Genomic DNA, 25012 nt, shown 5'->3' with positions numbered 1-25012 from the left:
TTGTTTCTGTTTGTTAGAATTCTATATCCAATCCAAATCCAAAGTATCTCAGGGTAGGATAGTTACGGGCACTATTTGCAGAGCCCCCCATATTTGCATCAAATTCAGACGATTCGGGATCTATCCAAGAGTTTTTACTCAAGGTAAATAAATTCTGGGCATTCACATAGGCGCGTACTTTCGAAAGAGACAGCTTATTGGTTAAGGTTTTAGGTACAGTATAGCCTAGTTGTATATTTTTTAGTCTAAGGTATTTGCCGTCAAACTTATTTATTTCAGAACCTTGTCCGTAGTTGTTGGTATTTGATGCTGATCCGATTGCCGCCAAGCGAGGATATTTTGCATCGGTATTAGTAGGTGTCCAGTAATCTAGCTGATGCTTATAAATCGTATAAGAATAGTTTGAGTGGAATGGCTCAACTAATTCACCACGTACCATCATATCTCTTTTGCCAACCCCTTGCAGAAAGAATCCAAAGTCAAACCCTTTCCATTCTACATTGTAAGAAAAACCAAATGTATAACGAGGAAATCCGTTGCCTAATACATAGCGGTCTTTCTCATCAATAATACCATCGCCATTCCTGTCTACGTATTTAACATCACCGGGACGTAAATCCGAAGCCGAAATTCCCGAGGGCAGAGCAGATGTTTGTATTTCATCCATTGTCTGAAAGAATCCGTCTGTCTTATATCCATAATAAGAGCGAAAAGGCAAGCCAACTTCTTTCAGAATATAATATTCATTGGCAGATGATATCTCTCGGCCACCAACCAGTTTGGTTACTTTATTCTGGGTATCTCCTAAGTTTCCACTAAAGCTATGAGAAAAATCTCCAGTCTTGAGGTAATAGTTCAATGTAATTTCCCATCCATGATTTTTCATTTCTCCAATATTTTCGGAGCTGAGAGAAGTTCCGAATACAGTTGGAACCTGAGGGGCCAGCAATATATCGGACGTTGTTTTATGGAAATAATCAAATGTACCGGAAAGAGCTCCGTTCAGGAATGAGAAGTCTGCACCCACATTGAATGTTTTTGATTTTTCCCATTTCAGATTTTCGTTGCCGTATTTATAACCTGCTCCTCCTACGGTTTCGTTATCAAATACATATGTGTTTGTCGTAACCGAGTAGGTTGTGAGTGTTTGATATGAATCGATATTTTGATTTCCTAAGACTCCGTACGAACCTCTCAGTTTTAGATCTCCAATCTTGGTTTTATAAAAGTCCATGAAAGATTCGTCTGAAATACGCCAGCCTAATGACATAGATGGAAAGAAGCCCCATCGGTTGTTTTTAGCAAATTTAGAAGATCCATCTTCACGGAAGCTGAATTCGGCATAGTATTTATCTTCATAGTTGTAAGATGCACGTCCTAAAACAGATGTTATACTTTCTTTCTTCCGTCCCTCTAAAGATGTACTTCCCGATTTCGGACTTTCGGTCGGAATTCCCAATATAGGATCTGTATTTATGAATTTAACTTCATTTGTTTTGAATGTGTATGATTCATTAGTTGCGCCGAACAAAAGTGACAGGTTATGCGATTTATTGAATGTTTTCTGATAATCCGCTAAAAGCTGGTAATTCATCAAACGTTTGTTCTCATTATAATCTTCTGTGTTTCTATCGGCGTTCATGATCATATCAGCAGTTGTATTATTTTCGTTATTATACAACTTAACTTCTTTCCTCCTGATGAAACGGTGATATGAATATATGTCTGCTCCGATAATTCCTTTCAATTTCAAACCATCAATAATTTTTACTTCCAGATTTACATTTGCATTTATATAGTCGGTATTTCCTTTTTCATATCCGCCTTCTTTTAATCCTGCCAATGGGTTCTGATCAGTCAATAAACTATTCACAAGGTATTTTCCATTATCGGCCTGCATTTTAGTCCAATAATAAGACGGAATACGTGAAGAGTTGATAATAGCATTTCCATCTACATTTTTCTTACCATCGTCCCTGGTATATGCCAAAATAGAAGTTAATTTAAGACGTCCAACCTCTGTTGTTATATTTGAGCGTAGGTTGTACCGTTGTTTTCCATATTTAGGGCCTATAAAATTACTTTCCTGATCGAAATAACCGGCAGAGAACATATAGGTCGTAGATTCACTACCACCGGATATACTCATATTATAGGATTGTTGAAGTGCCGATTGCATAATTTTGTCATAGTTCCAGTATTCTTCATTCCTGTGATTATACAAATCAAGAACTTCTTTAGGTGAATACATTGCACTCTGACCGACATTTGTCAAGGATAGATTTTTCAGTATTGCATTTTGATATCCTGCCACGGGGCGGTATAAAATATCAGGATCTTGTACTCCCATCTGCATACCTAAGCGAACGATGGAGCGTTGATTCTTCTTTCCCGTTTTGGTTGTAACCAAAATAACACCATTAGAAGAACGCGATCCGTAAATTGCAGCTGTTCCAGCATCTTTCAGTACCGAAATGTTTTCAATGTCTCCGGGATTCAGCTTATTTAAACTGGCATTGTCTGTTACCAATCCGTCAATAACTATCAGAGGCGAGTTACTATTCATCGTGGATAGTCCTCTGATGTTTATATTCATGCTATTATCATTGGGATCCATGCTGCGCTGCTGTATTGTCAAACTGGGAGAAGCTCCTTGTAATGCTTGTGTAACATTGGCTACAGGACGTTCTTCTATCATTTTCGATTTAACCTGATCAACAGCTCCAATAGCATTTTTACGAGTGGTGGTACCGTATCCTATCACTATAATTTCATCTAAGACTTTAGAATCTTCAGACAGGGTAATAAGGATACTGTTTTTGTTGCCGACAGTTATTTCCTGAGACGTGAATCCCATATAGGAAATATCCAGAATATCTGAGCTCTTGGCATCGATAGAGAAGTTTCCGTCAATATCGGAGACAGCTCCTTTGGCTGTTCCTTTAACCTTAATTATGGCTCCGATCAGTGGTTCTCCATCCTTGTCCTTAACAGTGCCTCGCACCGGTCTGTCAGATGTTTGCTGAGCCCCATTCTGATTATTTTTTTCTGCATACACGTATATAGGGGTATTCACAGATATGAATCCGCATAATATGCAGGCAAAAATTGTTTTGTACTTTCCTTTAATCATACGATGGTTCTTAGATTTAATTTAGTTTGGTTTCTTGTAGGTGGAATTTTGCTTTAAAACCTCTATTTTCCTTTTAAGAACAGTTTTTAAGTTCTGTTCGTTTTTTTTATTTAAAAGATGTTTTATTGAAAATAGCAAAATACATTAGTGTAAAAAAAATCTCTACTTATCATTTCTCATGTGGTACGGTTTCATGGTTATTATTTCATATTTATTCAACAGGAAACAAATGTAATCTTTGTTTTATTAGATGATAAAAAGTATGAGGTGTAGATTATCCTTATGTCTCATATTTATATAACAATGTCGCAAATAAATACTTCTTGTAGTCTTGTTTTAATGCGGTTTAATCAGGGTGTGAGGCGTTTAATTCTTATATTTGTCGCAAATAAATACTGTCATGCGGGAATTTAATACTAGCAGTTCAGGTGTTAGAATATCAGGTATTATAGGATGCCTTTTTCTTTTTCTCTATTCATTTGTATCTGATGCAACTAATATTCGTCAAATAACAAATCAGGATGGATTATCCAATAGTGCCATCCTTTCTATTCTTCAAGACAGCGAAGGATATGTTTGGTTTGGTACTTGTGATGGGTTAAATTTATTTAATGGACTCAATGTCCAGGTATATAAACCGACCGAAGATAACCGCAATTTATCAGGAAATCTGATAGAGGGGATTCTGGAAGCCGAAGATAATGTGCTTTGGATACATACAAACTATGGACTGAACAGGCTTGATAAGAAAAAGTGGAAACTTTCGGTTTTCAATCAATTCAAGGGGCTTTATTTTATTGAAAAGGATAATAAGAATACAATATTTATAATCAATCAGGACAAAAGTATATTCTATTATAATAAAACAGACGGTTTATTCAAAAAAATAGATATTCCGAATATTTCATACCGTGATATAATAAGCTTTACAATAACATCAGAAGACCAAATTAACATTTTTACAAATGATGGACGGAATCTTTGTTTTGCGATTAACCGATTAGCTGACGGAAATGTTACATTGTCTAAAAAAAACGCTTTTAGCCACCCGGCCAAACTAATTTATTGTTTTCATGAGAAAAATAACCCTGACATAATTTATTTCATAGACGATACGAATACTTTATATGAGTATAATTTTATAACTAAGAAAAAGTATTATATATACAATTTAGGTAAGGAAATAAATAATAAAGGGCTTATATCTTCTATCATAAAATATCATGACGATTATTTTATCGGATTTAAAACAAATGGCCTTCTGCAATTAAAAAACACAAGTTACAAAGTTGATAATTATCAGGTAGAAGATGCCGGGATTAAGTCCGGTGTATTTTGCTTGGCAAAAGACAGGTATCAGGATCTCATATGGATCGGAACGGATGGACATGGTGTTTATATGTACTCCAATGATATATACACGATGCGTTCATATACTTTTCTCAATTTTGGATTCAAAATAGATAAACCCGTGAGAGCTCTCTTTATGGATCAGAATAATGGCCTCTGGGTAGGGACTAAAGGTGATGGGATCGCTCTTATTAATAATTTCTCTATAGATAAAAATTTCTCGAAAGAAAATATCGAATATATTAATGCAGAGAACAGCAGCTTAACAGACAATTCAATTTACAGCTTTGAGAAGAGCAGGCATAATCTTTTGTGGATAGGTGCTGAACTGGGGCTGAATTATTATTCATTTTCTGAAAAGAAGGTCAATACTCTGCATTTCCAGGCAGGAGGACAGCCTGTAAAATATATACATGGAATATGTGAACTGAACGATTCTACTCTCTGGATCTCTACCGTGGGAACGGGTATTATTAAAGCTCATCTGAAATGGAATAATAACATACCCTTAGTAACAAAGGCTGAGAGGTTGACTATTTATGATGGCAGTGATTTTTATAATTATTTTTTCTCGATATATAAAGATCCGGACAATTCTAAAATATGGTTTGGAAACAGAGGATATGGGGCTTATTTTGTTACACCGGATGAGAATAAACTTCATAATGTTAATTTCGATAATCTGTGTACTAATCAGACTGTAAATGATATATATGCAATACAGCGGGATTCCCATAATAATATCTGGTTCGGAACGAGTTTTGGGCTAGTTAAGCAAAGTCCCGACGGCATATCCCAACTACTAAATCAACGTGATGGACTGCCCAATAATACTGTTCATACAATTTTGTCAGATGCTGATGATAATCTTTGGCTTAGTACTAACCGGGGGATAGTAAAATTCAATACAATGTTGAATACTTTCCAAACTTATAATCAGCATAATGGACTCCAAATAACAGAATTTAGTGATGGTGCTGCATTCAAAGACAGCAAAACAAATAATATGTATTTTGGCGGTATTAATGGTTTTATTGTAATTTCTGAAACAGGTCTGCCTCAGCAAGAATTTTCGCCGCCTATATACTTCGGTGATTTATTTATTTTCGGAAATAAAGAGAATCTCCATGATTATGTAGTAACAAATGAAAATCAGGAAATACTAAAGCTTACATATAAACAAAATTTCTTTTCGTTGTCGTTCACTGCTCTCGATTATATCAATGGAAATGATTACAATTATTATTATCAGCTCGAAGGTCTCAGTAAACAATGGATAGATAATGGTTCGTCCAATACCGTATTCTTTACTAGTATTCCTCCGGGAGAATATGTCCTTCATGCCAAATATAAAAACAAACTGACAGGTGTCGAAAGTCAGGAATACTCTCTTACTATACTTATCTCTCCGCCTTGGTATATGTCGTGGTGGGCATACCTTATATACATTATACTAATTCAGATATGTGTTGGTTTTGCAATCAGAACTATATATGTACGTAATTACAGGAAAAAAAAGAATGCAATGCGGAAGCTGCAACAGCAACATATAGAAGAAGTACACGAATCGAAACTTCGTTTTTTTACAAATATTGCACATGAATTCTGTACTCCTTTAACTCTTATACATGGTCCGTGCAGTCATATATTGACATACTCGGGAGCTGATAACTATATACGAAAAAATACATTGCTGATACAGCGTAATGCCGAGCGGATGAATGATCTTATTCAAAATTTAATAGATTTCCGAAGGCTGGAGACCGGTAATCAATTACCCATTGTACAGGAAATAGATGTAGCTGTTCTTATTTCCGATATCAGTGATTCTTTCGGAGATCTGGCTAATTCACGGAATATAAAACTCAAGAAAGATATTCAGAGTCATTTGCAATGGAAGTCAGATCGGAATTTTTTATATACGATAGTTTCAAATCTCATATCCAATGCCTTTAAATATACCTATGATCATGGATGCGTAGATGTAGAGGTCTATGAAGAAAATGGAGACTTGTATCTTATTATAACTAATACGGGTAAAGGGATAGAAGAAGAAAATCTGATCAAGATTTTCGATAGATATATGATATTAGATGATTTCGAGAATCAAAATAAAACGAAAGGCAGTTCGCGTAATGGATTAGGATTGGCTATATCCTATAATATGGTGAAGTTACTAAATGGAACAATAGAGGTTGAGAGTGTTATGGATGAAAAAACAACATTTGTTGTTTGTCTTCCACCATTAGATATAACCGAAATAGACGAAAGTCTGAAAATAAAGCAATCATTACCCGAAATAAAGCCTCTATCTGATCATGAGACAATAATAGAATTGCCTAAATATACTTTTGATCAGGCTAAGCGTTCATTGCTTATCATCGAAGACGATATTGAAATACTGTGGTTTATCTGCGAAATTTTCAAAGAGGAATATAATGTAATTCCGGTAAATAATCCAATGACTATTACGGATGTTCTGCTCGAAATTCAACCCGATATTATTATCTGTGATGTGATGATGCCCGAAATAGATGGAATCACTTTGGCTAAAGGTTTTAAAAGTGATAAGAAAACCGCACATATCCCTCTGATTCTGATTTCAGCAAAACATTCTACTGAAGAGCAAATAGAAGGTCTGGCAACAGGAGCACAGATGTATATAGGCAAACCTTTTGATCCGGATTATCTGAAAGCCTCAGTCAGAACGCTTTTATCCGGAAAAGAGAATCTGAAAAATTATTTGGATTCGCCAATAAGTGCATTTGTTCTCCAGCAGGGGAAGCTGACTCACAAAGAACATATTAAATTCATAACCGATATATTCGATATTATCAATAAAAATATAAATGACCCCAAATTATCGACTCAATTTATTGCCCGTGAACTCAATATGAGTCCGAGGCATATGTATCGAAAGTTGAACGAGATAGGAAGCGAAAGTCCTTCGGAAATGATCAAAGAGAGCCGGATGCATATTGCCAAAAAGCTTTTATTGAATAGTCAAATGACCATAGATGAGATTATTTACAAGTCGGGATTTTCCAATAGAGCTACATTTTTCCGGCTTTTTGCCCAGAAATACGGATGTACACCGAAAGATTACAGAGAACAGAATACAGATATAAAGTAATAGATATTGAATACATAGAGAGGACAAATCGTTGTTTACTTAACCTGTAGTCTATTTCAATATACTTTCTAGTACGATATCTCATACGTGATAGTTGATATTTTCTGTACTTTTAGCTTATTCCTATATTCACTCGGTGAGAATCTGAATACTCTCAGTTCAGAATCTGAATATTGAGTGTAATACATCTGAATGAGTGTTTTCTTTTTGTCTGCATTAATTTAAGTACATTTCTGTTTCGTTTTAGGCTTAATATTAAAATATTTGTATTCGTATTACAAAAAATGAGGAAGTGTATTTCCATTACAAACCGGATGCCGGATTAACTCTGCTCTGGGTTTTCTTGATTTTATGTGGAGTTATAGGTTATTTAAAGACTTTTTGTAGATGAATATACATAGTGTATTAAAATCTCTATTTATTCTTTTGGTTTTGTTTATAGGAAATAACGCAGAAGCATCGGTTATCAAAGGAAAAATAACCGATACGGAAGGTAATCCTATAGTTGCTAGCATTCATATATCTACATTGAAGGTAGGGGCTTTCAGCAATACTGATGGATATTATGAGCTTAATATATCATCCGGCATACATGATATAGATTTTCTGTATCCCGGTTATAGAACTAAAAATATTCATCTTGAGGTTAAAGAAGATACTGCTTATGTGGCTGATATAATAATGGATAAAGCGATATTCAGTATTCCTCAAAATGTGAAAGATAAAAAGAATGATCAATCGGGCTTAAATAAGATAGCTCAAATTGTTCAACAGGAGATATATAACAGAAATGTATTGAAGAATGTAAAAGCCGAAATATATTCGAAAGGGACTGCCAATACTCAAAAAGTATATCCAATACTTCGAAAAGCAATTAGGTATACTCCTTTTTCTTTTTTGGCTACATGCTCTAATGTATTTACTGAATATATCGATAGTACAGAATATACATATCCTGATCAATTTACAAGGAAGGTTGATGATATCAATGGAAATATACCAAATCCGGAGGTATTTGTGAAAGTCCTGGATGAGATGAGAGGGGCTTTGTTTTTATCAAAGGATCAGTTGTTTATTACTCCGTTTACGGTCAATACTTTAAAATTCTACCGTTATTATTATGAGGGTTCAACAGTTAATGATAAAGGAGATCTTATAAGTAAAATCCGAGTTAGTTCGAAATATGACGATGCTGCTCTTTTTAATGGGTATGTGTATATCAATGAACATGATTGGATAATAGAACAGATAGATATAAGTAATCTGTTTTATGGGATTCGTGTATCTTGGATGAAAGTGAATGATAAGAATATTTATCTTCCCGGTACTGTAATGGTCAAAAACAAGGTTAAAGTAGAAGGTATTAATCTAGATTTTAATCTTTATTCTACGAACAGATATATTCAGATAACACTATTGGATAAAGAGTCTCCCGTTGTTCAATACAAGCCTTTTAATGCAATTGATACATATATTAGTCCGGGGTTTCGAAAAGATTCTGCTTTTTGGGCTAATAGGCGTCATTTTCCGCTGGTCAAGAGTGACAATTATACTTTGTCTATTCAGGATTCGATTGCTTCAGAAACAAAGAATGCGGGAAAAAACAAATCGTCATTGAAACAAATATTTTCTAAAAAACAGATTAGTACAAATTCGGGCAATGGAATATTAACATTTAGTGGATTATCTTTATCGCTTCCCGAGTATAACTTTGTTGATGGATTCGTAATAGGGCAGCATATCTACTATAAACTAAATACAGGGGAGGATAGAAGTTATGAGGTAAATCCTTATGTATATTATTTAACCGGTAGACATCGGTTTAATGGAGGGGTGGATCTTATTCGCAATTATAGCAGAGGACAAATTATTTTATCGGTCGGTACCGAATCTGCGGACTTTAATCCCTTGGGAAACAGAACCGGTAACACATTATCGTCAATCTTATGGGGAAAAAACAATAGTTTTTTCTATGAAAATAACTTCGTGAAAATAAATAATGATGTCTTTTTTAATAACACCATAAAGCTAATAACTGGCTTTACTTTACAAAAAAGGAACGGTTTGGAAAATAGTACAGACTTTTCTCTTTTAGGCAATAAAGAAGATATAAAGCCTAATATGTACAGTGATGCCGTTTTTGATAAGACAGCATATTGGCTGGGATTGGAATATTTGCCCGATAATAAAACTACTTTTCGGGCAGAATACGAAGAAGCCTTTGGCCGCTGGCAAAGAGATAATTCAAGATATCGAAAAATAAAAGCATTTGTCAATAGGCAAAAAACTTTAGATATATTCAGCGCATACCAGTATTTTTTTGAAGCCGGAACATTTTTAGGGAGCAATAATGCCCATTTTGCAGACTATAACCATTTTAATGCCTCAGATTCGTATGTAAGTGCAGGCTCTCCTTTTGCATCATATATGCTGTTGGATAGTTACAAGGCTTCAACAGATGATTTTTGGCTTGATTTTAAAATAAATTATACGAATAAATATTTGCTGATTAAAAAAATACCGTTCTTTCAGGCATTTCCATTCACCGAAAGTGTACATTTTAAATCTCTATATACTCCACAGATTAAGCATCATATTGAATTTGGTTATTCTGTGAACTTCACCCATCATATAAATTTCGGAATCTTCTGTTCTGTTAATGATCATAATAATTTTGAAAAAGTGGCTTTGAGGTTTTCTTATAACTTACAAGCTTTTAAAGCTGAACTGCCTAAGTTTTGATGAGCCTAAATTATATTCCGGGTAGTTCGTTTCTTGACTGGAACATATTATATAAGGCAGTTTAAGCGAAAAGAGAAGAAAATAGCCAAAGCCCATTGATGATGAAAATTAAGCATTATATAATTAATATTTTAACCAAAAGCAGCATAAGCTGCTCCAATTAAATTTGCATTCTCAATCCTATTGATTTCAATTGTTAAATCAGTATAGCCCAATGAGTCCAATAAAAGATATAATTCTTTTGATACTATCTCTTTATAATTTTCGCCTTTTCTGTTTTCGCTCCAAAATAAGCTTCCCTCAGCTGTTATACAAATCTTTTTTATTGACGGAGACTGTTCTTTTAGTTCCTTAATTAGTCCGGCTAGTGAAGCTGCAACTAAATAGGCAGACCGAATATAGATATTAGTAGCGACCTTTACATATTCAACCTTATGAATATCTGGATAGCTTATAATTTGTGTTAATTTTTGTGCATCAAATTTATTTTCAAACTCAGTATCTGGAAATACAGCCTTTACTATTTCACCTAGATACATCCCCGAAACTGCTTTTTCGAATATTTGAGCTCCTAATATATCAGACTTAACATCTACAATATCATCGATCATGGTTAAATGAGGTGGTGTGAAGTTTCCTGATTCCAAATTCACTGGGATGTATTTCCCGAGATAAAGTTTTTATCTAATTTCTTTACTTTATTTGTTTCTACAAATGTTGCCATATTTGTACCCGTGCCAACGATTAGACCTATTTGAGCATCGTATCCTGATCTCGAAAGTCCGGCAAATAAACTGGCTACTGTGTCGTTTATGATTTTAATACCCGAAAACTGCCCGATATTGTTATTTCTTAAATAGTCTAATAATGGTTTTCCGACGTTTTCCCCTATCATTTCGCGAATATCAACACCTTTAGTCCATCGTATAAGTGAGGCATCACCGTTGGATAATGATTGAGCAGGATATGAAAAACAATAGCCAATAGGCATTTCCTCCTCAAGATCGAGCTGACTTATAAAATCAGAAATTTCTTTAAACAGCTGATCTCGTGTGTAACCCGAAGTTTTCATCACTGACAAGTCTTTCTTATAACCATTTATTGGATGTATAACAGGTCTTCCATTAATAAACTCTACTACTGCAGCCCGGTAGTTTGTTCCTCCAAGATCCAGAACTAAAGCCTTGTCATTTTGTATATTTACATTCGGGTTAATATAAATAGGAATACATTGAACCTGTGTATTCTCTTCCTCGAGCCCTTTCTTAATCTTACTCTGGAATGATAAAGCTATATCCATTAATTCATTCAGACTTAATTCGAAAATATTATCTTTCATTACTTATTCCCTGCTTTTTTAATATTTAAAATTGTCTGTAACCTTCAATCCTTGTAGCATCTTTTTGTATCTAATCAGAGCTTCAATATAATAATAATCGGCATAATTTATTGATGCGTCAATTTCTGATCCGTTTGGTAAATGACCTGTGGAATGTAGTAAAAAAGAAGGTTTCAATTCTCGACTTTGATACCTGTCTGATGACAATTCGATAAGCATATTTATTGATGCTTGTTTATACTCAGCTGCTTTTGTTGGATTATCTTCAAGTTGCGATAATTCTAATAAAGCGGATGCTACAACAGCTGCCGCAGATGCGTCTTTCGGCGAATTGGGTATAGCAGGATCATCAAAGTCCCAATAAGGAACGTATTCATCTTTAGGTAGTCTTGATAAATACAGATCAGAGACTTTCTCCGCAAAACGTAAAAATTTTTCATCTTTCGTTTCGCGATAAACAAATGTGTATGCATAAATAGCCCATGCCTGACCTCGAGCCCAAAGACTGTTGTCAGCATAACCCTGATGAGTAACACCTTTGATAAAATCACCTGTTTCAGGGTCGTATAATACGACATGATAACATCCTCCATCTTCCCTAAATTGATATTTCATGGTAGTTTCGGCATGTTTGGTCGCTATTTCAGCCAAGTGTTTATCTCCTCCATTCCTAGCAGCCCAATATAACATTTCCAGATTAATCATATTATCCATAATTGTATTGAACGGGGCAAACCTGCCATTTTCAACTTCGCGAGGCCATGAAAGAATTGTTCCAACCTTAGGATTAAATAATGTTGCTAAAGTATCGGCTGCATTGATAATTATTTGTTTATATTTATTATCTCCCGTCAATCGATATGCGTTTCCGTAACTGCAAAATATCTGAAAACCTAAATCGTGATCGTAGGCTGGAAGTTTAGTTAATGGATTTAATAATTCTGTATAATAGACAGCAATATCTGCATCTTTTTTATTTTGAGTATTTTCGTAATTATACCATAATATGCCCGGCCAGAATCCGACTGTCCATTCGGAAATATCTACAGGAACCAGCTTCCAATTGTTCAAACTATCCATAATATTCCGAGGCATCATATCTTTACCCGATATTTCGGCTAAAGTTTTAGTAATCTGATTGCTGCAATAGTTTAGATCTTTTTCAATATCTGGTTTCGTGTTGTTTTTTTCTATCGAACAAGACAAAAGAAATACAACTAACGGTACAACCGTCAGTAAATTAGTTAATCTCATAATCTTTTATTATTTAGTTATTTTTCCTTTTTTATTCGTCTTTATTTAGTTACTCTAAACCAGTCAACGTCCATCCAAGACTTTAGATATCTGTTTTCTTTGTTCAAGATAAACATTCCCATCTTTGCACCTATCCACTTACCTTGTCGAGCATGGAATAGTTTCCCTATCTCTTGGAATTTTTTACCATCTAGGCTATAAGAAAAAATACAAGTGCCACCATCCTTCATTGACAAGCGATAGTAGAAATCAAGATATTCAAGCCGAGTCTTATAATTGTAGCTGATGCGTGGTTTCGCTGCACTCAAGTTCACACGTTGAATCTCTTCTTCCGGATGTTTATCTTCAGCATCCTTACAGATGATTTGTTCTAAATCGTAGCCTGTATCTGTTTTTATTAATGCTATGTATGAGTAATCCCAACCCATAAGAATCAATCCTGCTTTATCTCCTGTATTCTGAAGTACAACAGTAGCTTTCATCGTCGCAGTAAATTCTGGAGCAGGAAGTTTCTGCATCAACAGGTTTGGAATATCCCAAAAATTCGAAAAATTATCCGGATAGTATTGACCATAAAGACGGACATATCCATTAGCTGATCCATATCCCCATGTCTGTTGTGGATTAGCATGCCATGACCATTGTAAGCCTAGTTTTGAAGAATTGAATTCATCACTTTCCTGAGGTGTTGATATAGGAGAAATTTTCCCGATATTTGGTTTATTGTAAGTCTGCACGGGTTCTCCGCAATAATCTTTATCATTGATTCCCATAACAGGCCAACCGTCTTTCCATGTTACAGGTTGGAGATGGGTTATGCGCCCATATGCACCTTTATCCTGAAAATGAAGAAACCACCATTCTCTGGTCTGGGTTTCAACCAAACCTCCCTGATGAGGACCATTTATCGATGTATTACCCTGAGCTAGGACTTTCTTCATTTCATAAGGACCATAAATATTTTTCGATCTTAAGGCGATTTGCCATCCTGTTTCCACACCTCCGGCAGGAGCCAGTAAATAATAATATCCGTCTTTTTTATAAAACTTTCCTCCTTCAGTAGTATGATTCCCATCTTCCAATCCGTTATAGATCAAAGATTCTTCGCTAATCACTCTTGTTCCGGTTTTATCAAGTTCGCACAGGGTCATTATACTATTAAGCTGGGCACGACTTCCAGCCCAAGCATGTGTAAGATATACTTTTCCATCTTCGTCAAACAGAGGACTCGGATCAATGCGTCCTTTGCCAGAAAGTACTAATATCGGCTTATCCCATTTACCCAAAATATCTTTGGTTTTTACAACATAGATACCAAAATCGGGATCTCCCCAATAAATCATATATTCTCCATTGTGATACCGTATGCACGGAGCCCAAACTCCTTTACCGTGTTGAGCTTTATCGAAAAAGGTAGGTTCGACTCCTTCCAGTTTTAAATCGCTTAAAGCATAGTTAATGATCGACCAGTTTATCAAATCCTTCGAATGCAGAATAGGTAGGCCCGGTACACAACTAAAACTGGATGCAGTCATGTAATAGTCATCGCCAACACGAATAATATCTGGATCGGAATAGTCAGAGTATAATACTGGATTTTTATATGTTCCATTACCCTGATCAGACACCCAAACTTCTGATTTATAAGATTGAGAAACGCTATTTAAACAAATAAATAATCCTATAGTTATAAAAATTTTAGTCATATGGCTGATTTATTTTTTATAGTTTTATTTGTTGAAAGTCCATTTTATCTTTTCTGATTTCTTTTCCCTTGAAACTTATTACAGAAGGTTTGTCGCTAGTGAAATAATATTTACCGTCTTTATATTCTAAAATGACATTCGCTTTATCTTCTGTTTTTATCAAAATATCTTTTCTTTTAATGAGGGTACCATTACCTAAAAATAAAGTGAAATTATTACCACTTTCACTTATAACAGCGTAAGTTGCGTTTACTTCCATATGCTTAAATAATACTTTCTCATTTTTGACTGAAGAGAAAATATAATCAGTTCTGTCCGATTTACTTGTTACTATTAATCCCACAAAATCAGGAGAAACATTTTTCACTTCAAATGATTCTATCGACTGGATTGACTTACCTTCTTTTTCTGTTGTTGGCTCAAATACCGACACAAAAGGATGATTCCAAGCTTCGCCATGTTGACGGGCAGCAATAGTCAGATAAGGAGCTTTTTCTACTTCATACGGAATACCATGGTTCCCTCTAAAAGCCTTGCATGAGGGAGCCTTAATCGAAAATACCTCACGTCCATCATATCCTTTCATCCATAAATTCATGTATATATTATCTCCGTCAGGCATAGCCATTTTCCATATTGCCTGATAATCGTTACTTGTCTTAGCAGAACGTTTATCCCACATATAATCCAATGCAAAAAGATGCCCCCCTGCAAAACCCATTTCATCACTTGGTTGTAAATGAAGGCTGTCGCCTTTTATATTTTGCAGAAATAACTCTTGTCCAAGATTATGATAGAAATAATCATGAAATTTATCTCCTTGCCTTTGTTTTTTTGATCTGAAAATGTCGATATAATATCCTGTTGTTTCTCCTGTGCTAATGATGCTTAACAAACGATTCTGATCGCTGCGGCTTTCCGGTTCCAGAAAATACGCATCAGAATAAGTGATATCCTTGTAATAGCCGTTTTTCTGATTAGATATAGGATAAGATGCTAATAGGTCAAAAGGATGATTGCTTAACATTTCCGGATATTTAGAAATTCCATCTACCATCACTGTATTGTGTGCCGGAAACTGGGAATAATATTCCAGATATGGTTTCTCAAAATAAGAAGATCCTCTTCCCGATTCAGCACCCAGTACATATCCTTTTCCGTATAGCTCTATTGACAGCCCATTACTATGAGCATGATTTCCATAAGATGCATATTGAGAAATCATTAACCCGTTCTTTTTGCTGTCATATTTACTGCGTTGTACAAACCAACTAACGTTCGGGGCATAAAATGTCTGAGTTATATAATCGTTAAGCTGACCTTTCTCTATTGTCGGATCTAAGACTAGTGGTTTTGTTACAAAAAATGATGAAACTTCAGTCGGAAGTTTTAATGAAGCACTATTATCGGCATCTTGTATTCCAAACAACTTATACATTTTGGTAAACTCTAGTTCTTCATCTTTGTTGTTATATTTTTGAGCAATACGAATCATATCGCTGAAAGCCTCGGTATAGATATCTGCATAATCAGTATCGCCGAAAGCCGTTATTTTTCGATTGGGAAAAAGGTATTGAGGTAATGCCTCTACAGCTTTTTTCATAACAGGAGCATAGGGCAACAAATTTTGATTAAATGTATTATCGTAATCGCGAATGAAATTTGTAAGATCTTTAGTTACACCTTGTGCATATCCCGGACATTCATTCCAAATCCCGGTATTGGTGTCGTAACCATATTTCAAAAAATCTGTTAGTGACCATTGTCTGGCAGACGATTTATTCAATATATAATCAATATAATATTCACGTCCTTTATTATCGGAGTAGTGTTTATTATCTTCCAGAACCATAGCAACTTTTAATACAAATTTAGATTTATGCAAGTTCCAATTATTGTGAGGTACTCCATTTTTAATACTTACATCTATCCATTTCTTAAATGTTTCAGCATATTTATCTTCCTTATCCTTATGATTAGTATCAATATAAGGGTATAAAAAATCGTATAGATAAGCTAACTCATTGAGTATTCTTTCCTGTATTACCTCAAATGTAGATAGCCCGACAAGAGTCTGGGCATGTCCGTGACCTAAATCGATAGGTTCGTTACGATAGTACATCCCCATCATATAAGTCTCGAATAAGCCGAATGAAAATCGGGCATATTTTTCATCCCCGGTTAACCAATAAAGAAATGCAGCATCTTTACCTATACGCATGATCTCTTCATTTACACTTTCGATACTTGAACCTGAAACATTAGACTGTTCAACCCACTCTAAAGGATTACCTGTCTTAGAGCTATTGTGAAAATACACCCCTTTTGTATCATCCATATAAGGAATAATATCTTCTATTCGGGGTCTTTTGTAAGGACTGCTAACACCGCGTGTGCTTCCGAAGCGAACAGTTGGTACAGGCGATTCTCCATCCGCATGCGAATAAACTCCTCCATTGATATATACTTGAGTTGCCCTGCTTTTCCAATACATCATCAAGCGGGAATACATCCAATCTGGTTGTGATTGAGTCTTATCAACATAGAAGTCTACTCGCTTTTCTATTCCTTGTATAATTTCTTTTGCCCACACTTCTTCTTTTATCTGAGTTTGAAGAATTGGTTTATATTTATCAAAAGTCATCAACCTTGGATGTCCTTCAGGTAAATCTGATGGTAATGGAATATTCTGTCCCGATAAATGAGTGTAGATAAATAAGAAGGATACAGCTATAATTATATATTTCATTTTTCTTGATTTTTACTTAAGGTCTCAGACCTTTTTATTGCTTTCGTTATGATACTTACTAAAGCCGGTTATAACCTAAAAGTATATCATTAAATACTTTCTGTTACTTAAAGTGAATATTTTTTATAAACTCGTTGTGACGGAAATAGTCCAGATTATTAATCTTTTTCCCGTTTATAGTTACATTCTCAAAAGTCACATCTTTTATTATCTGATTTTTACTCAATCCCTCCAATACACATAAACTTTCGTTGGTTCCATTGTACGATATATTACGGAACCTAATATTTTCTATACCTCGACCCGGTTGTTTATCATATTTTTCATTAAAACGAACTTTTAGATAAAGCAATCTTCCTTCCTGTATACTTTCCACTCTAATATCTTCGCATAAGATATTTCTTACAAGATTGCGGTCGCCGGCATCGATAGAAATACATCCCTGATAAGGAGGGTCATCCTCATCATGCTCTAAAATATCGATATTTCGAATTGTTATATTTTCCATAATCTCACCAGGATCATTGTTCGGGTCGCCATGTCCACCTATATTTATAGGGTGAGCAATATCTGCCCAAAGAGTAGAATTCTGTATCGTTATATTGTTGCTTCCTCCGTAAAATTCCCATCTGTGATTATAGAGAGCTATACAGTCATCACTGTTTCTCATAAAGACATTATCGATGAGTACATCCCGACAGCACATCATATCTATACCATCGCTCCACCCTTGGTTACTGAACGATCTGAAATTACGGATTGTTATTCCGGATGATTGTCCACCCGAAATTGAATAATGGCGTGGGTTGATGGCTATAATATCATGTATTTCTACGTTTTTAGAAAAGTTTATAGCAATACCTTGTGTTGGTTCCAAAATGATACCTCGTCCGTATATTTTCACATTCTCAACATTCTCACATAGTAATTTACCGTTTAACACAGCTCCGCTTGCCAGATATACTGCAGTATTAGACGGTATTTTGAAAACTCCTTTGTTTTCCTCGGTCGGAGTATGTAATCCTGCATCAAAATACATAATACCTTTTGCTTCTTTTTCAGGTTTATCTTTTTCAATAGAATTTGTGAAAACATGCAGATTGTGAAGACGATCTCCGTTAAATTCTACAGATAGGTTTTCTGGAGAGTCAAGTGTGAAAATTATAACATTATCATTAATATGTTGCACTACTTGCTTTGATAGCGGACGAATCGAAACTCTGCCTATATCTCCGTTGTTTTTTTGTACTTTAACCTCAACAGTACCTTTGAAATCAAAATAAACCATCGATGCATCGGATTTTGTATCCATATCGACTTTTACATTGTATTCATATAAATCAGTCCATTCACGGTCTCCTTGCATTCGCACCTGCACGGTATAATCGTCATTATGCATCTTGTAATACAATTCTTTCGGTACAGAATGAGTCACAATCTGCGTGAAAGCATTGTTATTTATAAATACAATCAGGAGTAACATTACAAACAAAGATGTCTTTTTCATACTTTTATTTCAATAAGTTAAAATATTGGTGGTTAACCTACATGTTCTAATTTTTTATTTTACTCTACTATATTCCAATACACGACATAACGCTGGCGATGTATTTTATAGATCGGCTCAAGACGGATATTATCACTTTTTACATTGAATACTAATCCTTTTTGTTTTTCAATATAATCTTTCAGATTCTTGCGATCAAGCCTTAATGAGGTTTGCAGATTTGCAGGCACATGGTAGTCGTAAGTATAATAGTCATTGTACTGACTAGGGTCTGAAAATGGAGCCGGAGCTGTCATATTTTCGGTTCCCATTACACCCGCCAATACCAGAGGGCCGTACATAACTGCCGCCAGATTTGGATTGTCATTAGTTTCAGCAAGATGCAAGTTCATAGGATAACGTACTTCTATTTTATCTCCGTCTTTCCATGTACGATCTAATTTTATATAGCTTGATGGGGTTTGTTGTACTCTTACTGTTTTGCCATTTACTTTGACTTCGACATTCTTTGCCCATTCTGGATAGCGCAGATAAAGTGGCATTTTTATAGTTTTATCAGTCGATACAGTGAGTTTTACATTTTCATCATTCGGAAACTGAGTTTCTTGAGTAATTTTTACACCTTTCTCTTTCCATGTGAGTTCAGATGGTATGAATAGGTTTATATATATCCCTTTGCCATCATTATAATAAATGGCCTCTCCGTACTTTGCATGATTTTCGAAACCTGTACCAACACAACACCAGAATGAATTTTCGGGAGTGCTGTATACTTTATATGCTCCGGGCAGTAAGGGTAAAAAGTAAGCAACCATACCTGATTCCGGGTCTTGCTGACCAAGTATGTGGTTATACAAAGCTCTTTCATAAAAATCGGCATAACGAGGATTAGTGTCCCAACAGAATAGATGACGCGTAAGTTTCAACATATTGTTGGTATTACAAGTCTCCTGTGTATAGCCTGTTAGATTTTTCGAGATACTATCAGCCTTAATAAATTTCTCTTTATGACTGTTCCCTCCTGTACAAAATGTCTGATGGTCATGTACAGTATTCCAAAAGAAAGTTGCAACATCCTTTGATCTTTCATCCGAAAATAATTCGTAATTACGTGCTTCTCCAATTAACTTCGGTATAAATGTATTAGCATGTTTGAGGTTGAGGTCTGCATGATGTTGAGCCAACGGATCGAGAACATCTGCATGATAGAAGAATTCTGCCAATTTCTTATGTTCGGGATTACCCGTTATCGAGTACAGATTATAAAAAGCCTCGTTAGTTCCACCAAATTCGTTACGCAACATAAGTTTACGCTGCTCTTCGGTTAAAGGCATCAACTTTTGATATGCCCATGCAGCAGCCTTAATCATAATATCCAATGCCTCTTGATTGTTGCAGTAAAGATATTGATCAATCAAACCTGCATATATTTTATGCAGAGTATACCACGGAGCCCATACGCTTTTACCGGCAATGTTGCGGTTGATAAGATTTTCGGAGTAGGCACTAATATAGCCTTTCTGCCCACTATCCAGCATGGTAGCTTGAACTTCTTGTAAGCCTTTGACAATACTGTCTCCTTTTATTTTGTATTTAACATCACCGGTAGATGCATACAGATAGGCAAGTCCCGACATAATGTGGCCGGTAGTATGTCCGCGAAGTTCGCAGTCAAGTGATTCCCATCCTCCCAATTTATTAACTGTCATATAACCGCCTTCACGACCGGCATAAGTACCGGAAGTGTTGCGGAAACTATGTAATAAACGATCGACACCAATAGAAAGTATCCATTTTGATTCCCGATCCATATTCTCTTTAAATGGAGAATCCAATAATCTGATCTCGTTCAGATCAAAGCTAAAGGCTTTAACTTCTCCTGTCAGGGGTTGTTTTATCTTACCGGTATGTTGTCCCGGATAAATAGATTGAGCAACTAGAGAATAAGATATTAAGAATGATAATAATATGAAATATATTTTTTTCATGAGAATTTTCGTTGTTAAGGTCTCAGACCTATTTGTTGACTTTGCAAGTATAATAACAACAGTTAGTTATCTCTAAAGAACATATCATTAAATACTTATAGTTACTTATAACATGTGCTTCTTATTGTATGCTTTGTACTTTTTCAAATCATCGTTTGATACAGGAGTAAAATGTATTGTACAGCCTCCTTTAGGTTTTAGTGTAAATTGTAATACGTTTTCTTTCGTTACAATTAACTTGGTGATTTGCACTTTTGTTTTAGTATTAACCTTATCGTTATCGGTATAAATACTAGCTACATACTTTGTGCTATTATCAAGGAAAGACAATGACGTTGATATTTTATGTGATTCGTTATTGCCAATAGTACCCAGAAACCAATCATGACCACTGCGACGAGCTATCGTTATATATTGTCCAATACTGTCATGGATAACTCTGGTATCATCAAAAGTAACAGGTACATTATCAAAGAACTCTAATTCCGGTACATTCTCAATTCTGGCAGGTGTATCATACCAATACAATGTTTGTAAAGGGCTGTAGTATATAATTGGAAAAGCGAGTTGATGAGCATGGGTGTTTTTGATACGAGGATCAAAATAACAAACGGTATAATCGCCTGCACCTGAAATCATTCGGGTGAAAGGTAATATTGTATTATGTGTTGCCTCAGGAAACTCTTCATTTCCTCGTATCCCCTCTTGAGTTAAGAGGTTGGGATAAGTACGGCTAAATCCAGAAGGTCTAAACTCATCATGTATATTTACCATAAGATTATTGTCAGCAGCTAATCGAACCAGATTATGTACCCATGTTGCCCAGCGATGAGTTTTGAATTGTACAAAACCGAATTTAATTCCAGCGATACCCCATTCTTTATAAATAGGAAATATTTTCTCCGCTTGTTTTTCCAGTGCGTGGTGATTTGCATACAGCCAAACTCCAACTCCTTTTTCTTTACCGTATTCCACTACCTTTTTCATGTCAATGGGAGCCACTACTTTCGAAGCATCCGAAGAATAATCAAAAGCCGGACCATACCATTTCCAATCAAATAGTATATATTGCATATTGTGTTTTTCGCAAAAATCGATACATGCAATAGTATTCTCTGTGGTTAGAGTTGTCTCCCGCATAATTTTGCCGGGCTTTATCCAATCCGTATTTGCTATTTTATTGGGTTCATTCAAATTCAATATAATATCATTGTTTTCAAGCAATCTTCCGGGAGAATCTGCTGCCATAATAACCTTCCAAGGAGTAGAGTAGGGGGTAAGCATATCCATAGATTCATACATTGTTGTCGAGATTGTATTAGCCTTGTATTTTGATTTAACAAAATTCAGAAAAGTCCAATTCGAAACTTCTGCATCTGTCAGACATGCCCATTTACCGCTGGGTAATTGTATTGTCAATGGACGTTCGTAAGGAATATTATCCTCCCATTCTGAAAGAGCCATTTGCTTATAATCTCCCTGTGCCCATTTGGTATTCCATGTTTTAGCATTTTCAGGAAGAGTATAATCTGTCAGATCGGCTGTGATTTTATTATAGACAGCATCTGGATGCATCGGAAATGTATATCTGAAAGCTATACCTTCATTATAAGCTCGAACTTCAATATTCATTTTATAATTAGAGCGATCAGGCTTTTCTAAAGAGATTACAACAGAGTTGTAATGATCTTTTATTTGCGACCGTTCTCCATAGAGAGGAGTCCATGTTGAACTATGTTGATCAAATTTGGCATCCTTGTATATTAGATTATCGTTCCAACTATTAACCTTATCTACCTTAGGTGTATATGCTAATGCGCTTTCCCATAATTGATTGTCCATTTCCAAACCCATTATAGAGGGTTGAATGATAGACTCATTTTTATATAGAATCTCATAATACATCGTGAAAATCCCATTGTCTTCTTTTTGAGAAAAGCAAAATTTCAAGTTGTTATCAGGAGATGAAAGCGTTATATTTGATTTTTGCATATTTTCTGCATGCAGAGGCATACAACAGATTAGTGAAGAGACAGCTAAATAAAGTATCTTTTTCATGGTCATCATATCTGATTTTATTTGTTAATATAAAAACTTCGTTCAATAGTATCAGCGGTTTTCCATTGGCCTTCAATTCCGTATTGCCAGGCTACTACTGTTACTTTTATCGGGTATTTAGAGCGAGGAGGTATCGGGGTAAATATAATTTTATTGTTTTCTATTTCAGCAGGGCCTTCTTTTACATAAAAGTACACAGGAAGTCCGCTCGAACTACTTGCTTCAAGAGAAGCATTCGATACATCTTTAGACTGGTTCGGCAGAGGAGGAAATGATATATCTTGTGTATTTCCATTTTTGATAGGGAAAGGTATCTGTATATTCATTTGCTGAATTGTGCTCTTGTATTCCCGATCCCCTTTATTAGACGCTAATAACCAAATCTCGCCTGTTCGTCGAGTCGGGTACATTCCCATACGATAAAAGCGAACCGAAAAGGTAGTGTCATTTAGTTGCGTAACAGGACCACAAATACGGGATATTTTTATGTGTCCTTTTGTATGGTTATTACTTTTTATAATTCTTGATGAGTCTGTATAAACAGCATTTATATTGAAGGTCAAACCATCAGTCTGAGGTAAAAACTTTGCAACAATTCGTGCATGTAACTTTTCATTGTATGGCAGTAGCTTTCCATTTTGAGTGAATCCGATGTATTGCTCTTTCTTACCTCTAGCTATTAAATAGTATTTTTCTGTAGCTTGTGCCATTTCTTTATCAAAATACCAAAAAGCTGTATTCTTATCTCCGTCGTATTTCTTGTATGGAGCAGCTTGGGCACTAGAAGGTATATCTTTATGCCATCTATCTGCTAACCAACCATCTTTGGCATTGATAGGTATCAACTGTACAGCTCTATCTGTAGGCATCAATTTAGGTAATCTGTATTTAGCCGCTTTTTTGAGGAATAGTGAGAGATAATCAATCAATTCATCGGAATGATCGAAATGTCCGTGTCCGGCATCTGCTAACAACGACAGCGGAGCTTCAGGATATTCAGCCCGATAATCCAAAGCTGATGTTAGGCGGTCTTCCATCCATTCATATTCCCCCATTACCATTAATCCGGGAATGCCTTCAATTGTACGTTTTCCCCAATCAAGATTTTCCCTTCCATATCCGGTAAGCTTAGTTCTAGGAGAATCTCCATGTATTGAAAGAATGGCAAGTGTACGGTTAGGATTCCAGACCGCAAAGTTCCACGGATATGTAGCCATTGCCGAATGTCCTATTGGAACTATCGGTGCAAATTTCAATTCACTATACCCAGATACTTCAGACAATTGTGTCATCATATCCTCAAAGATTCTATTTACATTGTTCTTAGGATCCCATTTTACATCAATACTTGGTGTAACCCATACAATGGCAAAGCCTAATTCTGACATGGTTTTTCTGAATTTGGGATGTTCAAAAATGCCTTCTTCAGACATATTATGCATACCAACCACAACTGCTTTTACTTGTTTGCAATTATAAGGAATCCATAAAAAAGCCTGTGGTGAATGGTTGGTCTCAGTTTTAGCAACCCCTTTTACTTCAACCGACCACTGCCATTCTGCTGTATATGCTTTGCCTGATGTAATTAACATTAAGACAAATACTATTTTAAATAGAAATTTCATTTTATGTAATCGTTTTATGAATTTATAGTTCCCTTATTAAAAGACATCGACATAGCAAAACTTCTTTATTTACGGTAAGAGAACCATTATTGTCTGCTCTAACTATTTCTTTAGTTGTCTCTTGAGAAAAGAAGGTAATCGGTATTAGATTAATGATTATTGTTATGAGTTTTTTTCGCATTATCATTGATAAAATAGAGTTAACAACTTATTATTTTTCTTGACCTAACGGATTTATAATAGAAACCAAAGTCAAATCAAACAAGTTTAAATATATTGATGTTGTTTATGTCTCTGATAGGCTAACATTGTTGCGATACCCTTTGACTGGTTTATTCAGTAACAAGATCAAGGGGACAGAACAAAAATAAATAAAAAATAAAGGAGGTGCTGAATCAATGTTATTTATATATGTATCTGTAAATTCT

The 25012-nt window shown here is 35.3% G+C and carries 10 protein-coding genes and 1 pseudogene; 2 read left to right on the top strand and 9 right to left on the bottom strand.

Annotation, left to right across the window (positions count from 1 at the left end; genetic code table 11):
- Positions 1-13: 13 nt before the first annotated feature.
- On the bottom strand, positions 14-3133 hold the full coding sequence (locus tag K322_RS0104615; RefSeq protein WP_026625827.1) for a SusC/RagA family TonB-linked outer membrane protein: 3120 nt from the start codon (positions 3131-3133) through the stop codon (positions 14-16).
- 400 nt (positions 3134-3533) lie between these two features.
- On the opposite strand from K322_RS0104615, the gene K322_RS0104610 reads away from it, so the two are divergent.
- On the top strand, positions 3534-7616 hold the full coding sequence (locus K322_RS0104610; protein ID WP_035331335.1) for a hybrid sensor histidine kinase/response regulator transcription factor: 4083 nt from the start codon (positions 3534-3536) through the stop codon (positions 7614-7616).
- A gap of 387 nt (positions 7617-8003) precedes the next feature.
- Positions 8004-10358, top strand: coding sequence for a DUF5686 family protein (locus K322_RS0104605; RefSeq protein ID WP_026625825.1), 2355 nt, complete (start codon positions 8004-8006; stop codon positions 10356-10358).
- Positions 10359-10489: 131 nt separating this feature from the next.
- On the opposite strand, the pseudogene K322_RS18570 reads toward K322_RS0104605, so the two are convergent.
- From K322_RS18570 to K322_RS0104565, 8 genes and pseudogenes are all read right to left on the bottom strand, one after another.
- A pseudogene (locus K322_RS18570) lies at positions 10490-11697 on the bottom strand (hexokinase family protein).
- Between the two features lie 18 nt (positions 11698-11715).
- Positions 11716-12951, bottom strand: a complete 1236-nt coding sequence (locus tag K322_RS0104595; protein ID WP_026625824.1) for a glycoside hydrolase family 88 protein — start codon at positions 12949-12951, stop codon at positions 11716-11718.
- 41 nt (positions 12952-12992) lie between these two features.
- Complete coding sequence (locus K322_RS0104590; RefSeq protein WP_026625823.1) at positions 12993-14657, bottom strand: glycoside hydrolase family 43 protein; 1665 nt, start codon at positions 14655-14657, stop codon at positions 12993-12995.
- A gap of 16 nt (positions 14658-14673) precedes the next feature.
- Positions 14674-17406: a heparinase II/III family protein gene (locus K322_RS0104585; RefSeq protein WP_026625822.1), complete on the bottom strand. Its 2733-nt coding sequence runs from the start codon at positions 17404-17406 to the stop codon at positions 14674-14676.
- Positions 17407-17509: 103 nt separating this feature from the next.
- Positions 17510-18913 (bottom strand): glycosyl hydrolase family 28 protein, encoded by a 1404-nt coding sequence (locus K322_RS0104580; RefSeq protein ID WP_026625821.1) that lies wholly within the window; start codon positions 18911-18913, stop codon positions 17510-17512.
- A 59-nt stretch (positions 18914-18972) separates the two neighbouring features.
- Positions 18973-20901, bottom strand: coding sequence for a glycoside hydrolase family 127 protein (locus tag K322_RS0104575; RefSeq protein ID WP_051290637.1), 1929 nt, complete (start codon positions 20899-20901; stop codon positions 18973-18975).
- Between the two features lie 105 nt (positions 20902-21006).
- Positions 21007-22959: a glycoside hydrolase family 97 protein gene (locus K322_RS0104570; protein ID WP_026625819.1), complete on the bottom strand. Its 1953-nt coding sequence runs from the start codon at positions 22957-22959 to the stop codon at positions 21007-21009.
- Between the two features lie 17 nt (positions 22960-22976).
- Positions 22977-24584, bottom strand: coding sequence for a hypothetical protein (locus tag K322_RS0104565; RefSeq protein WP_026625818.1), 1608 nt, complete (start codon positions 24582-24584; stop codon positions 22977-22979).
- Between the last annotated feature and the right edge of the window lie 428 nt (positions 24585-25012).

The sequence above is a fragment of the Indolivaga capnocytophagoides DSM 22835 genome, assembly GCF_000426485.1.
Lineage (GTDB): Bacteria > Bacteroidota > Bacteroidia > Bacteroidales > Dysgonomonadaceae > Dysgonomonas_A > Dysgonomonas_A capnocytophagoides.
The sequence above is the reverse complement of the archived record's forward strand: the minus strand, read 5'-3'. Positions and strand labels throughout refer to the sequence as shown.

Coding starts and splice junctions, on each gene's coding strand:
- K322_RS0104570 (WP_026625819.1), bottom strand. CDS start 22,959: ATGAAAAAGATACTTTATTTAGCTGTCTCTTCACTAATCTGTTGTATG.
- K322_RS0104590 (WP_026625823.1), bottom strand. CDS start 14,657: ATGACTAAAATTTTTATAACTATAGGATTATTTATTTGTTTAAATAGC.
- K322_RS0104610 (WP_035331335.1), top strand. CDS start 3,534: ATGCGGGAATTTAATACTAGCAGTTCAGGTGTTAGAATATCAGGTATT.
- K322_RS0104580 (WP_026625821.1), bottom strand. CDS start 18,913: ATGAAAAAGACATCTTTGTTTGTAATGTTACTCCTGATTGTATTTATA.
- K322_RS0104605 (WP_026625825.1), top strand. CDS start 8,004: ATGAATATACATAGTGTATTAAAATCTCTATTTATTCTTTTGGTTTTG.
- K322_RS0104575 (WP_051290637.1), bottom strand. CDS start 20,901: ATGAAAAAAATATATTTCATATTATTATCATTCTTAATATCTTATTCT.
- K322_RS0104585 (WP_026625822.1), bottom strand. CDS start 17,406: ATGAAATATATAATTATAGCTGTATCCTTCTTATTTATCTACACTCAT.
- K322_RS0104595 (WP_026625824.1), bottom strand. CDS start 12,951: ATGAGATTAACTAATTTACTGACGGTTGTACCGTTAGTTGTATTTCTT.
- K322_RS0104615 (WP_026625827.1), bottom strand. CDS start 3,133: ATGATTAAAGGAAAGTACAAAACAATTTTTGCCTGCATATTATGCGGA.
- K322_RS0104565 (WP_026625818.1), bottom strand. CDS start 24,584: ATGAAATTTCTATTTAAAATAGTATTTGTCTTAATGTTAATTACATCA.